The following is a 15128-nucleotide window of genomic DNA, read 5'->3' as shown; positions in this document are numbered from 1 at the left end:
ACGCCGACGTCGGTGGTCACCGAGCCGGACACCAAGGTGGTACCGGTCGGGATCGCATCGGTCAGTCGGGCGTCGACGGTCGCCGCCGAGCCGCTGTTGGTGATGCTGATCCGATAGCCGATGACGTCGCCCGGATTGGCAAGGCCGTCGTCGTTGGCGTCCTCGGCCAGGCTCCAGCGCTTCTCGACATCAAGCACTGGCGCACCGCTGCCGGTGGTAGCCTCGATCTCGGTCGGCTGGAAGCCGTCGCTCGGGTCGCCGTTGCCGTCGGTCAGGCCGGGCTGGGTCTCATCGGAGTCGGTGGCGCCCTGGTTTTCGAAGGTGTAGCTGCTGACGCTGCCGGGCAGCGGATCGTTCACTGTGACGTTGAACAGCAGCAGCGCGAAGTCGCCGGCCGCGAGCGTCTCCAGCGTCCAGTCGAGCGACTGGCCGTTGACCGTCGGCGTGCCGCCCGTGGCATTGGCGCTGCCGTTCACATAGGTCAGGCCGGTTGGGATCGTGTCCTTCAGCGAGACGTTGGTCAGTGGCTGATCGCCGTTGTTGCTGAGCACCAGGCTGTAACGCAGGGTGTCGCCGGGGTTGACGACGCCGTTGTCGTCAACGTCGTTGAGCAGGACGACGCCCTTCTCGGCGTACAGAGGGCTCTGCACGCTCGGCTGACCGCCGACGGGGATGTCGGTGGGCTGGAAGCCGTTGTCGCGCAGGCCGTCGGCATCGGTCGGGGTCGGCACCGTCTGCTCGGAGTCCACTGAGCCTTGGTTGCTGATGACCGTGCCGGTCGCGGTGTCGCCGTTGACGGTGACTCGGAAGGTGATGGTGACGGTGGCGTCGGCGGCGAGGACGCCGATGTCGATGGTCAGTTGGTTGTCGGTAAACGTGCCCGCCTGACTCCCGTCCAGCGTTGCGCTGTTGGCGACATAGGTCGTGTTCGCTGGGATCGAGTCCGTGAACACAACGCCGGTGGCGTCGGCGCCCTCGTTGGTCAACACGATGGTGTATTCCAGCGTGTCGCCCGGATCGACCTGGCCTGTGGTCTCGCCATCGACGATCAGTGCGACCGTCTTGACTGGATACAGGAAGGCGGGGGTCGTCGGCGTGACGTCGGCTTCGCTGGTGCTGACGTAGCCGTTCAGCGTATCGGTATCATTCAGCGGCCCAGTGCGACCGCTGTTCGCGGCGCCGGTGGCCTCGGGTTGGCTGGCCCAGGTCAGGCTCGCGGAGTTGGTTAGTTCCTGACCGATCACCAGATCGATCTCCGCCCGCGCACTCAGCGTCACTTGGGTCTGGCCGGTGGCGGTGGTCAGGCTGCCGAGCTCGAAGGTCAGCACCTGCCCGGTGCTGCTGTCGCCGGTGACGCTGGTCGGGGCCGGACTCGCGGAGCCGTCAACATAGGTGAGCCCCGCCGGCAGGGTATCCACCACCACCAGGTCGAAGGCATTGGAGCCGCTGTCCACCGTGTGGGCAATGCTTAGCGTGAACTGCACCTCGGTGCCAAGGGCTACGCTCGGGCGGTCCGCCGTCTTCTCGAGGTCGAGCACCGGCTCGACCACCGTCGTGTCCAGAGGCTGGATGCCGTCTTCACCGGCATCGGCGTCGAAGTCCACCCGCTGAGGGTCGTCCTGGCCGTCCCTATAGTCGACATAGGCATTGTTGCGCAGGGTGGTGCCGGAGACGTTCGCGGCGATGTTGTCCACCCGCACGCGGATGTCGATGGTGATGACGTCGTCGTCGGCGTTGCTGTTGGTCGGGTTGGTGATATCGCCGAAATTAAAGGTCAGGACTTGACCGGTGACATCCGTCGGTTGATCGCCAGTGCCAATCGGGTTCTGCGTGCTCATACCGTTGTTGCCGAGGCCGACGGTGGCGTCCAGGTAGGTCACGCCGTCGGGCAGCGTGTCGACGACGCTGACCGCGCGGGTCACGCCCTCGATGATGCCGAGCGTCAGGCGATACTGGAACTCCTCGCCGATGGTGTACTCGGTCGTTCCCGCGTCGGGATGGAAGGCCTTGTCGAGTGTGACGTCCGCGTTGACGGTGATCACCGGCGAGAGGTCGTCAGCGTCGTAGTCGCGCTGGTTCTCATCATCGCCGTCGCGGCTGTCGTAGTCCGCCAGCACCTGGTTCTGGATGGTCTGGCCCTGCTGCACGTCGTCGGTGAGCGTCGCGCTGAAGGTCAGCGTCACCGAGCCGCCGACCGGCAGGTCGAAGGCGTCGCTAGCGAACGATTGGTCATTCTCGGTGAAGGTCAAGAAGGTCGGGGTCGGCGCCCCGCCGCTGGTCGCCGTGACCTGCAGACTGGTGATGTCCTGCAAGCCGCTCGGCAGCGTGTCGCTCAGCACCGTGTCGTAGGCCACGGTGGTGCCGTCGTTGCTGGCGACGACCTGGAAGCTCACCGTCGAGCCAGCGTCCAGATCGGTGGTCGCGCTGGTGATGGTCTTGAGCAGCGTGATGTCCGGCTCGCCCACCTGGATTTGCTCGGCGTCGCTCAGTTGCTCGGGGCTCGGGTTGCCCTGCACCTGGAAGTCGAAGGTCGCCGCATTATCGAGCTGCTGATTGTTGACGTTGCTGTCGACGTCGGCGACGCGCGCCTTGTAGGTCAGCACCAGGGTGCGCGCCTCGGTGGTGTTGTTGTTCGTGAGCGTGCCGACGTTGATCGTTAGGGTCGTCTCGCCGGTCTGCGGCGTATCCTCGGTCACGGTGAAGTCCGCCGGCAGCGACGGGCTCGCGGTGATGTCGCCATCTTGCAGCGTCGCATCCAGCGAACCGGTCACATACACCAGTCCGGCGTCGAGCACGTCGGTAATGACGCTGTTCTCCAGGACGACCTTATCCAGATTGTCCAGGTCCGGCGGCAGGGTGACGGTGAGGCGATACTCGACCTCATCGCCGATGGCATAGCGCGTCTGGGCGTTGTTGAGGTCCTTGGTGAAGTTCACGTCGACGACGCGCACCCGCTCGGTGTCGGCGGCGGTGTAGTTGTTGGGGACAACGCCGCTGCCGGTGCGCTCGCCGTCGGCCGCGCCCGGGTCGCCCGGGGTGGCGTCGTTGGTGCCCTGCTCGCCCGGCAGGCTGGTCCAGGTGAGGTTGACGGTGTTGTCGACGAAGTCCTCGTTCTCGCCTTTGTCGGTGGCCTCGACCGTGATGACGAGCTGGCCGCCCACCGGGAAGGTGCCGACGCTGACGTTGAGCGCGCTGGTGGTGCTGGTGCTGGTGTCGACGCCGCTCACGTCGCCGCTGGGGGTGGCGGTGATGCTGCTCGGGTCGATGCTGTCCCAGTTGGTGAACAGGTCGGTCAACTGCACGTCGTAGGCGGTGGCGCGGTTGGCACCGCTCGGGTGCGTGATGGTCAACGTGAAGGTGGTCGTGCCGTCCGGCACGATCACACTGGGATTGGCCGCCTTGGCGATCGCGAGCGCCGGCTCCAGCACCGTTAGGGTCTGGCTCACCGAGGTCAAGCTGACGGACTGATTGAGGGCGTTGAGCCAATGCAGGGTCGCCTCATTGCTGAGCGTCTCGCCAGCAACATTGGCAGCCGCGTTGAGCACCACGGCCTGATATTGCAGCGTGTAGGTGGCGGCCGCGGCGTCGGAGTTGATGACGTCGCCAAGCAAAAGGCTCAGGGTCTGGCCGTCCTGTTGCAGCTCGGTGTCGTCGATCAGGTCGACAAAATCGCCGCTGGGCTCGGCATTGATGTCGCCGGGGTTCTGCGCGGCGTTCAGGCCGGTGGTGAAGGTCCGGCTCAGTTTCCCGGTGCCGGGCAGGTAGCCCAGGCCGGCGGGCAGGACGTCCTCGATCAGGGCGTCGCGCAGGGTGCCGGGCGGCACCTGCACGCCGACGCGGAAGGTGACGACCTCGCCGATCAGCACATTGGTGCCGGTACTCGCGGCCTCTGAGGTCTCGACCAGGGTCTTGGTCAGTCCGCCGGGGGTGGCGACGCTGTCGTCTCCGTTCACCACCGGGGTCTGGGTCGGGTTGCGACCATCGGCGGGGTTGCCGTTGTCGTCGCTCAAGACGGCGGTGAAGTTGTTGCCGGTGACGGTGCCCTGGTTCTCGATGATGGTGCCGCCGACGACGCCGCCGTCGATGGTCACCTGGAAGCGTACCGTCGCGACCTCGCCGGGCAGCAGGGTGCCGAGGTTGATGGCGATGGGATCGGTGCCGGTGACCACGCCGACGTCGGTGGTCACCGAGCCGGACACCAAGGTGGTACCGGTCGGGATCGCATCGGTCAGTCGGGCGTCGACGGTCGCCGCCGAGCCGCTGTTGGTGATGCTGATCCGATAGCCGATGACGTCGCCCGGATTGGCAAGGCCGTCGTCGTTGGCGTCCTCGGCCAGGCTCCAGCGCTTCTCGACATCAAGCACTGGCGCACCGCTGCCGGTGGTAGCCTCGATCTCGGTCGGCTGGAAGCCGTCGCTCGGGTCGCCGTTGCCGTCGGTCAGGCCGGGCTGGGTCTCATCGGAGTCGGTGGCGCCCTGGTTTTCGAAGGTGTAGCTGCTGACGCTGCCGGGCAGCGGATCGTTCACTGTGACGTTGAACAGCAGCAGCGCGAAGTCGCCGGCCGCGAGCGTCTCCAGCGTCCAGTCGAGCGACTGGCCGTTGACCGTCGGCGTGCCGCCCGTGGCGCTGGCGCTGTCGTTCACATAGGTTAAGCCGGCCGGGATCGTGTCCTTCAGCGAGACGTTGGTCAGTGGCTGATCGCCGTTGTTGCTGAGCACCAGGCTGTAACGCAGGGTGTCGCCGGGGTTGACGACGCCGTTGTCGTCAACGTCGGTGAGCAGCACGACGCCCTTCTCGGCGTACAGAGGGCTCTGCACGCTCGGCTGACCGCCGACGGGGATGTCGGTGGGCTGGAAGCCGTTGTCGCGCAGGCCGTCGGCATCGGTCGGCGTCGGCACGGTCTGCTCGGAGTCCACCGCGCCTTGGTTGCTGATGACCGTGCCGGTCGCGGTGCCGGTGTCGACGGTGACGCGGAAGGTGATGGTGACGGTGGCGTCGGCGGCAAGGTCGCCGATGTCGACTTGCAGATTCGGGGCGCCGGTGTCGTCCGTGGTCCCGACCGTGGTGCTCAGCGAAGAGGCGACATAGGTCGTGTTCGCCGGGATCGTGTCGGTGAAGACCACACCGGTGGCGTCGGCGCCCTCGTTGGTCAAAACGATCATGTATTCCAGCGTATCGCCCGGGTCGACCAGGCCGGTCGTCTCGCCATCAACCACCAAGGACACGGTCTTGACCGGATAAAGGAAGGCAGTGGTCGCCGGCGTGACGTCGGCCGTGGTGCCGAAGACGTAGTCGTTCAGACCGCTCTCCCCGTCGCTGCCGTTGCGTCCGCTCTCGGCGCTGCCGTCACCGTCCGCGGTGCTCGCGAAGGTGCCGCTGATCTGGTTTTGCAGCGGGCCGCCGACCACGGCGTCGAGATCGACCGTGGCGCGGTAGCTGAAGGTCTTGGTGTCGCCGTTGGCGATCTCGGCGAAACTGAAGACCGGTGCGGTGGGATCGTTCTCATCGACGGTCGCGCTGGTTGTCGAGCCGACCACGTAGCTCAGGCCCGCCGGGATCAGGTCGGTGAGCTCGACGTCGAAGGCGTGGGCCGTGCTCTGCGCCGTGTGGCTGACGACGACGGTGTAGGTGACCTGGTTGCCGAGCGCTGGCACCGTGGTGTCCGGCGTCTTGGTCACCTGCAGCACCGGCTCGACGACGGTGACGTCGAGGGCGTCGGATGCATCGCCGATGTCGCTCGTAACCGCGGCGTTATTGGTCAGCGGCTCGCCGTTCTGGTTGGACGCGATGTTGCGAACCTGGGCCTTAAACTGCAGGGTCAGTGACTTGTCGGCGACCTCCGGGGCGATGGTGACGTTGCCGAGGGTCACGGTCACTGTGCCGGTGGGGCTCTCCACCGCGGTACCGGAGCCGTTGTAGCTGACCCCCGACTCGGCGTTGATGCCGACGAGATCGATGAACTCGAGGCCTGCGGGCAGGGTGTCGGTGACGACGACGTTGTTGGTCACGCCGGCGAGCAGCGAGACCTTCACATCGAACAGCACCTCTTCGCCGATCGCGAAGTTGGCGTCCGGCTGGCCCGTGGTCAGGGTCTTCTGCAGCGCGATGCTGGAATTCAGCGTCAGGTCGTTGCTGGTGGTCTGGCCGTAGTTGTCGAGTTCGGTGGGATCGGTGTCGTCCAAGACATCGCTGCCGTCGCGCCCGTCGGTGCCGGTCGGTAGGCTGTTGTAGCCGGCCTGGACCTCGTTGGTCAGGGTCGTGCCGGTCACCGCGCCATCGACGACGGTCGCCTTGTAGGTGATGGTCAGGGTCGTATTCGGCGGTAGATTGAATGCCGGCCAGGCCAGGGTATTGGTGGCCGTCGTCTGATCCGCGTCGGCTGCGGTCAGGACACCGCCAGCGCTCTTCAGCACCGCATCGCTGGGATTGATCAGCGCGACATCGGTGAAGTACGGCTCGCTGCCGTCATTAGCCCCCAGCAGATCGGGCGGCAACAGGTCCGAGAGGTCCATGCGATAGGCGGTCGCAAAGTCGTCGGTGTTGCTGACGGTGAGCTGGTAGCTGACCTCGCTGCCGGCCACCGCCGGCGTGCCGCCGGTGATGGTCTTCGCAAGCGCCAGGGCCGGTTCGCGCACCGTGATGGTGGCGTCGGCAGTCACGGGCGCGGCCGCGCCGGTGTAGGTCAGCCGCGCGTTATTCTTCAGCTGGGTGTTGCGCTGGTTGCCGATGACGTTCTCGACCTGGACCTCATAGCGGATAACGATTTCCTGGCTTGTGGTCGCGCTGTTCACCACCGTGCCGAAGTTGAACACCAGCGGATCACTGCCCGCCCCGAGCTGCGTCGATGGGCTCTTGCTCGTCGTGAAATTGCTCGTCGGCAGGGTGATGTCGATGGCTGTGCCGGTGTAGCGCAGCCCGGCCGGTAGGTCATCGGTAATCACGAACTCGTCGGTCTGCCCGACCGGCACCGAGACTTTGATGGTCGCCGTGGTGATCTCGCCGATCTGCAGCGATTTGTCCGCCACGACCTTGGTCAGGCTCGGCTTGTCCGCGGTGACCGTCGCGCTGTTGCTGGCGCTGAGGTCGTTGACCGCCTGTTCGCTGGTGTTCAGCGCGCCGGAGCCGGTGCGCTCACCGGTGTTGCTGTCTGGAACGCCTGGGGTCGCGCCACCGGTGCCGTTGCTGCCTGGCAGGCTGGTGCCCTGCAGCACTGCGGTGTTGGTCACCACTTCCTCAAAGGCGATTTCAGGAGCAAGTGTCGCGGTGTAAGTCAGCGTGATGGTCTCGCCCGGATCGAGATAGCGCTGATCGGCGTCTAGGCAGTCCATCTTCAGGGTTAGGATTTGGCCGCTGAAGCCGCCGCAGCTAGACAAGTTCACCTTGCCGCGGCTCAGCTCCGCGCTGGTGAGTGACAGGGCTTGATACTGCGTTGGCACGTCATCCGTGACCACCGCGTCCCAGAGTCGGGTACGGTTGCTACCGGTATCAGCAGCGCTCGCGACGACGGTAAAGGTCAGAGTATCCCCGCCGCTGGCGGTCGTCGATGAGACGGACTTCGCCACGGCGGGCAGTGGCTCGACGATAAGCGTCTGTCGAGTATCCGTCTGCGACTGCGTGTTGCCCTCGCGATTGACATAGTTGAGCGTCGCGGTGTTGGTCTTGGTGTTGTTGTGATTGTTGCTACTGGTATTCAGCACCAAGGCATCGAAGAGGATGGTGATCTGGGCGTCCACCACGGTGCTTTGCACCGTGACCGTGCCGACCGGGAAGTCCAAGTCCTCGTCGACGACCAACGGGGTACTGGAATCGTCGACGACCGTCGGTTCAATCGCAGTCGGCTCAGTCGGCAGTTCCCCGTTATTGTCCACGCCGGTGACCCATGTGCCGTCGGCGATGGAAACGCCGGTGGCGGATGCCTGGATGGTCGCTGTACCGACCAGGAACTGCTGTCCGGCCGGAAGCGTGTCGGCGAAGATAGCTGCGTTGACCGGGCTTTCGGTGACGCCACGCGGGATCGTATAGCGCAGGCGATAGGTGACAACCTCACCGATTGCCAGCTCCGAGCCGTCCGTCCAATCCTCGGAGGTGGCGAAAATGTCCTTCGACACTGCCGCCTTCGCGACATCGGCGTCCGCGGTGTCGTCGGTGTTTCCTTCGCGCTCGTTGGTTTGGGTTCCATCCTGACTGTCCCAGTCGACATCGGCCGTGTTGGTGAAGGTGGAACCGGTGACGACTTCGTCACGCACCTTGGCTTTGAAGGTGAAGGTGACCGTGTCGCCGGGCGCAAGGCTCACACCGGAATTCGAGCTGTAGGTGACGGTATCGACGCCGCTACTGAGCGGCAAGTTAGATCCATAGCCTGTCGGGGTGGCTACTGCCTCTACGGTGCTCAGGTCGAGCAGATCGTTGTTGGCACCCGCGTTCAGCTGATCGGTGACGACGATGTCGAAGGCCGGCGCGGTGCCGGTGTTCTCGACCTTCAAAGTGATGGTGATCTCTTCGCCGGCCTGAAAGGGTCCCTGGCTGAAGGTCTTGGTGATCGGCAGGTTCGGCTCGCTGAATTCGAGCGTGTAGTCGTCAGTGATCGACCCGCCGGGATTGTCGGTGAAGTCCAGCGAGACGGTGTTCTTCTTAGACTGCTGACTGCTCAGTGCGGAGTTCGCATTGTCGTCGAGGACCTGCACTTCGTAGGTGACGAGGAAGCTGTTAGCGGTGATTCCCTCGGAGCCGTCCGCGATGACCTCACCGAAGTTGAGGGTAATCGTCTGCCCGGAGGTCGACACGCTGGGCGTGGTATCGACCGTGCCCGTGAACCCGGCGCTGACAACTAAGACGGAATCCGAGACGAAGCCGAATCCGGCGGGGAGCGTATCCACGAGGGTCAAGCCCGGGGTCGTCCCTTCCGGCAAGGTGACCGTCAGTTGGTAGGTAATGGTATCGCCAGGTACGACGCCGCTGGGCCAATCAGGCCCAGGCGAAACAGGCGAATCGGGGATGAGGCCCTTCTTGATCTCGGGGCTGGCAACGGTGACGGTCGCGTCGTCGCTGATCTCTTCTGGGAACGGGGTTGCACCTGTGCCGGATGCCCAGGTCGCGGTCGCCTCGTTGCTGAGGACTTCACGCGGGTTCACGCCCTCAGCTAGGGTGCAGACGTAGGTGATCACCGCTGACTGGTCTGCGGCGATGACGCCGGCGATGACCAACCCGTCGGTCTCTTCGAGGGTGCCAGTAAATTCTCGGACCAAGCCTGCCACGGTCACGCTCGAAACACTACAGCCCTCAAGCCCGGTTGGCGGTGGATCCTTCACGGTCACCTCGTATGCGTCGGCGCCACCGGTATTCTCTAGGGTGATCTCGTAGGTCACCTTGTCGCCAGCGTCGGCATCGCTCAAATTGCCATCGTCGTCGATCGTGCTGTCTGAGTTGGTGCTATTCGAGACAACCTTGCCGATCTCGAGGACCGGTGCGCGTACCTTGAAGTTGATCGGCGCGGTGGCGACGCTGGGATCAAATGGCGTGTTCGAGGTCTCGGCCTGAAGGATATTGGTCAGGAACAGCTCATCGGCGAAGGGATCATCGGTGACCGTTGCGTACAGATCGACCTGGATGATTTTGTCTTCGTCGCCGCTATCGAGAGAAGGCCAATTGATGATGAGCGCGTTCTCTGGCGCATCAACGGTGATCTCATCCGGGGTTAGGCCGGCGGTGTCTTGCGGACCTCGCTTGATGTCGGCACCGTCGAAGTCCAGATCGAGATCCGCAACCTTGAACACCGGCAGTGGCAGGAAGTCTTTGAAAATAATGTTGCGCGTATCGCCGGACGGGACCTCCATCGTCAGCCGGAAATGAACCTGTTCACCTGGCGCGTAGAAGTCCTTCTTATCTACGATCACCTTCGTCAGCTCAACCGGTTCGATGCCGACAGTTGCGGCGCTGCCGTCGTTGCAAGTTGCGGCGCCTTGCACCAGGTCGTAGGCGACGTCGACGGTATTGGGAAGCGAATCGGAGGCGCGCACCGGTCCCTCCCCGGTTTCGCGGTAGGTTTGCAGAATGCTGGCGTCATAGCTGACCGAGATCGCCGTGCCCGCATTGATCTGCGTTGCGGAGAACTGAGCGAAGTAGGCGGACCCGATGTCCAGAACGACGGTGGTTGTGCCTGTGGTGTCATCGACATTGAAGTCAGGCGTCACCGTCACGTCTGTACCGCCAACATTGACAGCGACGCTGTCGGCGTCGAACTCGACACCGTCGGGCAGTGTATCGGTGAGTGTCAGCGCCGAGACGTCGCCGAAGTCGGTGACCTGCAGGGCGAGCGCATAGGTGATGGTCTGGCCGGGTTTCGCCGACGCAGGCGAGGCGCTCTTCTGGACGGCTACGTGTTTGGCCGTGACGGTCACGCCGCTGGAGGTCGCTGGCAGGACGTTCGAGGCAGCAAGCTGATCGACATAGGTTGCATCGACCACCGCGTTGTTCAGGAGCGAATCGGTCGAGCAAGCCGTTTCGTCGAGGATATCGACGATGTAGCCCGAATACTGGACCTGGATGTCGCTTTCGCTGTCGGTTCCGACCGTATTTCCGGTACAGGTGACTTCGAGGTTGCCTCCGGGATTGTCCGTCGGAGGCGTTCCCGTGACCGAGCAGCCTTGACCACCGCTGATGACGATGCCTCCACCGTCGTACTGGAAGTCGCTCGGCAGGGGATCGGCGATCCTGATCGGGTTGATGGTCGCGGTGTTGGCGATATCGACCGTCAGCGTGTAGGTGTAGGGCCAGGTCGAGCCCGGCGGACGCTCGCTTTCCGGGGCGTTGTCGGTCTTCTTGAACAGCAAGACCGTCGGCGTGACGTCCTGCTCGACCTTAGTGCCGACGATCGGGCCGTTGTCGCCGGTCGCGGTATCGCCAAACTGATAGACCGGCGTCAGATCGATGGGGAGGGGCGTGCCGACGATCGCTTCCGGTCGGATGGTGAGGCAGAGTTCGAGCGGCAGGGGCGGAGCGCCCTCGACGACCGAGCCGACCGGGAAGCTGATGATGGTCAAGCTGTGCCCGGGCGTCCCTAAGACGGGCTGGTCGATCCGCGGATCCAAGAGCCGATGCGGCTCTGTCTCAGGGAAGTCCCCGACCCGAACGACGCTGCCACCGAGGGCGGCGCCGAAGATCTTCGCCGAGTTCAACTCAAGCTCGGGCGGCAGATCAAGGCGGACATAAGGCCCGTAGCCGGGGTCGCCCTGATTGGTGAAATTGGTCTCGAAGCAGAATTGCTCGCCTAGGAAGGAATCTTTCGGCACCTCCTCCGTGAGCTGCGGCTCGGCCGCCTGCCCCAAGCTCGCCAGCGACATCAATAACAACCCGAACGCAGCGAGAAGCCTGTAACCGATAGTCATGTTAAAACTCCAGAGCCAGCCGCTCGATCATTCTGAATGCAGAATGCTTGTCGCTCGGTCGGAACAAAAAAACTTGTAGGACCGTCCACAACAGGCGTCGGGCAAGAGAGCCCACCCCCGACCACCCGAGCAGCATGAACGCGAAAATCAGCATCAAGGCCTGATGCGGCGGCAATTTCCGCCGACTGGAGTCAGGAAAGAGGGTGCGATTGCGACAGGGTGAGCTTGCGGGGTTGGTTTCGAGCACGATTTGACTCCAGCCTTCCTGCCTTGGTGTCAATAGAGCCATGCCGAGGGTGATCGGCACGGCAAATTCAACGCGCGACCATAGCACAGCAAGAATCGGAAACCTTGCACTTGCTTGCGAGCGGATGTCGGCGAAGACGCATCGGTCCGCTGTCGCGCTAGAGGCTGTCTGGAAATCATGGTCGAGACAAGGGGCGAATTCATTCGCCCTTAGGCAACCCCTGGGAAATAACGTACCAGCGATTTCCAGAAACGCGTTTCCCTGTCGGATGGACCGTTGTCGTTGTCGTAATCGTTCGATGCGATCAAGGCGAGTCAGCTCGACAACGACAACGATGATCTCGCGGATGCCCGGTTCCAAACTTGGAAGGCATTGACCGGTTATTTGCGGGGAGTTGCCTTAGTCCGGCGGCTGGGCGAATAAATTCGCCCCTACACATTTTTCCAGACAGCTTCTATGTCGAGCGCGCGCTTCTGGGGTTGCGGAAACCACCGGCGGCAGAAGGGACGAACTGCATGATCACCGGATGCTTACAGCAGCCGCAGCGGTAGGCACAGCCGATAACCCCGCCCGCGCTCGGCGCGGATGATCGGGCGCTCGATGCCGTGTGCCTTGAGTTTGCCGCGCAAGCGCGAGAAGAGGACTTCGAGTTGCTTCTTTCCGTGCTCGTTCAGTTCGCGGTCAAGCAGTTCGAGCAGTTGCCAGCTTGCCATGGACTGGTCCTGGGCCAGGGCTAGGGCGGTGAGGAGGGTGGTTTCGTCTGGGGTCAGGGTTAGCTCGCCGCCGGGAAAGATCAGGTTTCTGGAGTGACGATCCAGGCAGCCGCTCTGGTCTTGCGGGGGCTCGGGCCTGAGCCGGCGTGCCAGGGCTTGGATGGCGAGCCCGAGTTCCTCGGCGTCCACCGGCTTGATCAGATAGAGGTCGGCGCCGTGCTGGTATCCAGTGATTTTGTCGGACAACTGGTCGCGTGCCGTGACCATGACGATGCCTAGGTCGGGTCGCACCGCGCGCAGACGCCGCGCTAGGCTGAGACCGTCCTCACCGGGTAGGTTTAGGTCCAGCACCGCGACATCGAAGTCGTGCTGATCGGCCAGCTCGCATACTGCTTCGGCGCAATCGACGCCGATGGCGCGGAAACCGCGTGCTTCCAGGGTTTCGACCGTGACTTCGCGCAGGGCGTCGTGGTCCTCGACCACGAGCACCTTTAGGTGGGATTCGTTGGCAGCCATAGCTGAAATTCCAGGCGATTCTGGTCTTGGTCGTGGCAGCGGATGTCGCCGCTCAGTTGCTCGACCAGTTGGTGCACGATATGCAGCCCAAGCCCGGAGCCGCTGCGGCGCCGGGCGCCGGGGGCGCGGTAGTATTTCTCGAACACGCGCCTCAGGTCCGGGCGATGGTGGGGCGGCAGCAGGTTGGCGATGCTAAGGCCAATGCCTGGGCGGTTGTTGCGCGACTGGCTCTGGAGTTCCAGCGCGATGGCGCTTTTTGGTGGTGCGTATTTGGCGGCATTGTCGAGCAAGTTCGACAAGATGGCGCCGAGCAGGATCGGGTCGGCATGCAGCTGCCGCGCCTCGGGCGCCAGGGATGCGTTCACCTCGAAACGCTCGGGTTCGGGCTGGGTGGCGATGTACCGACGCAGCAGCGCGGGGAAATCGCAGATCTCGGGCTGTTCCTCCAGTGCCTGGTCTTCCAGGCGCGCGCTCAGCGCACAGCGCTGAATGATGGCATCGATGTCGGCAATGGCCTCGCGCGCGAGAGCCTGCATGCGCTCCGAGGGTGCTTGGGCATCCAGACGCAGTCGCATCACCGCAAGCGGCGTTTTGATTTCATGGACCAGCATGCGCATGAAATGCCGCTGCTGTTCTAGCAGCCCCGCCGTCATGCGCGCCTCGGCGCTGGCGCGCTCGGCCGCCAGGCTGCTGTTCATTTGGGTGCGTTCCATGGTCCGCACCCGCTGCGATAGGAGAATTTGCAAGGCCACGAGACTGCCCAGCACGCCGATTTGGAAGGCATGAAGCAGCAGCACCTTCCCTGGTAGCAAGCCCATCTGCATGGAGGCGGTGATGAGCAAGCCGGTCAAGGTGAAGAGATGGGCCAGAAACAGGAGTGCGTTTTCCCCGGTGCCACGCCACCAGAGTTGCAGGCTGCGCAGGGTGCCCAGCACTTGAATCAGCAGTATGAACAAGCCAAGAACGCGCATCGCCTCTGGATACCAGCCGAGCAGGCTTGGCGGAATGGCCAGCAAGGTGAGGCCCAGGATCGCGCTATAGACCCATCGCATCCATCGCGAGGCGTTGCCGATGTCCAAGGCTTGTTTGTAGAAGTACACCAAGGAGGCCTGAAAAAGCACATTGAACAGGGATGTCAGGCGATTGTTCCAGTCTGGCGCGTCCGGTAGTACGAACTGGGCGAGAAAGCCGTTGGAGGCAAACAAAATGAGCAGAAAGGCCAGCAGGTAGAAGAGAAATGCGCGGTAGAGGGGCTGTCGAATCCAGAGCCCATGCCAGAGATTCGCCAGGATGCCGGCGAGCAGCAGACCGAAGGTCAGGGCAAGCAGCAGGGTCTCGCCAGTGGCCTGCCCGGCCAGTTGATGGGCTGGCATGACGGCGAGCGACACCCAGGAACTGCTGGTGGTTTGCAGTCGCAGATACAGGGTGAGCGGCTGATCGTCGGGGAAAATGACCTCATAGGCGAAGGCCCTGTAGGGGTATTCGCGCGCCGCGAACGCCAGCCTGTCGCCGCCTTCCCTGAGCGCAAAGCCGTCGGGCGGCGCATCGGGCTGGCGCGGCAGGTAGAGGCGCAGGTCATCGAGAAAGGGCGGCTGAATCGTCAGCAGGAGGTGCCGCTGCCCCTGGGTATCGAGCGGCGGCGGGTACAGGCGAAAGCGCAGCCAGTGGACGTCGCGCGTGTAACCAGCCGAGAAGCCGCGCGGTCTTGGGACGAAGTCCTCCGCGCGCTCGGGCTGGGTGACCCTGTCGAGGGTCTCGGTGCCGTCCGGATCCACCAGCACGGCCAGCTCGTGCGGCCGCCAGGGCGATGGGGTTTGGATGTCTGACAGCGGCTCGGATAATGAAGCGGCGGTTGGTGCCTCGGTCCGCGTATGGACCAGGGCCAGAATCATGGCGAAACCGGTCAGTACACAGAGGATGAGAGTGAATGTCCGCCAGGGAAGGGTCATGGTGTTGATGAGTCTCCACGCGCCTTGGCCGTGAGGATTCGCGTCAAAGCCTAACGATTGGTTAATATACTGCCAATCAGTTGGTTGGCGTCATCGTTCTCCTGTTTGTGGTCGCCAGCCTGGGGCCTCCGGCTTGGACCTGCTGCTTCTTGTGTGGTGACCATGCTAAACCGCGCCCAGAGCGGGATGCGTAACTTTCTGTGGTCGCCTGAAACCCGTGCTGCGCACACGGTTCGCAGGCACCTTCACCGAATTACCGGAGTCATTTGTGCATGCTTGAGCTGGATCTCGTGAAATGGAGCCAAACCCCGGAGGATCT

5 protein-coding genes are annotated in these 15128 nt (G+C 63.7%); 1 reads left to right on the top strand and 4 read right to left on the bottom strand.

Features of this window, described 5'->3' with window-relative positions; genetic code table 11:
- Positions 1-11039 (bottom strand): isopeptide-forming domain-containing fimbrial protein (locus G3480_RS21200; RefSeq protein WP_164655885.1); only part of this gene is annotated, 11039 nt, incomplete at its 3' end.
- Between the two features lie 54 nt (positions 11040-11093).
- On the opposite strand from G3480_RS21200, the gene G3480_RS21195 reads away from it, so the two are divergent.
- Positions 11094-11270, top strand: a complete 177-nt coding sequence (locus G3480_RS21195) for a hypothetical protein (RefSeq protein WP_164655884.1) — start codon at positions 11094-11096, stop codon at positions 11268-11270.
- Between the two features lie 115 nt (positions 11271-11385).
- Here the strand turns inward: G3480_RS21195 and G3480_RS21190 are convergent, their stop codons facing one another.
- The 3 genes from G3480_RS21190 to G3480_RS21180 form a co-directional block, all read right to left on the bottom strand.
- Positions 11386-11991 carry a hypothetical protein gene (locus tag G3480_RS21190; RefSeq protein ID WP_164655883.1) on the bottom strand — a complete coding sequence of 202 codons (606 nt, stop codon included), beginning with the start codon at positions 11989-11991 and terminating at the stop codon, positions 11386-11388.
- 170 nt (positions 11992-12161) lie between these two features.
- Positions 12162-12860: a response regulator transcription factor gene (locus tag G3480_RS21185; protein ID WP_164655882.1), complete on the bottom strand. Its 699-nt coding sequence runs from the start codon at positions 12858-12860 to the stop codon at positions 12162-12164.
- Complete coding sequence (locus G3480_RS21180; RefSeq protein WP_164655881.1) at positions 12836-14809, bottom strand: sensor histidine kinase; 1974 nt, start codon at positions 14807-14809, stop codon at positions 12836-12838. Before G3480_RS21180 ends, G3480_RS21185 begins: the two co-directional genes overlap by 25 nt.
- Positions 14810-15128: the final 319 nt, after the last annotated feature.

The organism is Thiorhodococcus mannitoliphagus (assembly GCF_010915725.1).
Taxonomy (GTDB): Bacteria; Pseudomonadota; Gammaproteobacteria; order Chromatiales; family Chromatiaceae; genus Thiorhodococcus; species Thiorhodococcus mannitoliphagus.
This window is presented reverse-complemented; position numbering and strand designations above follow the sequence as displayed.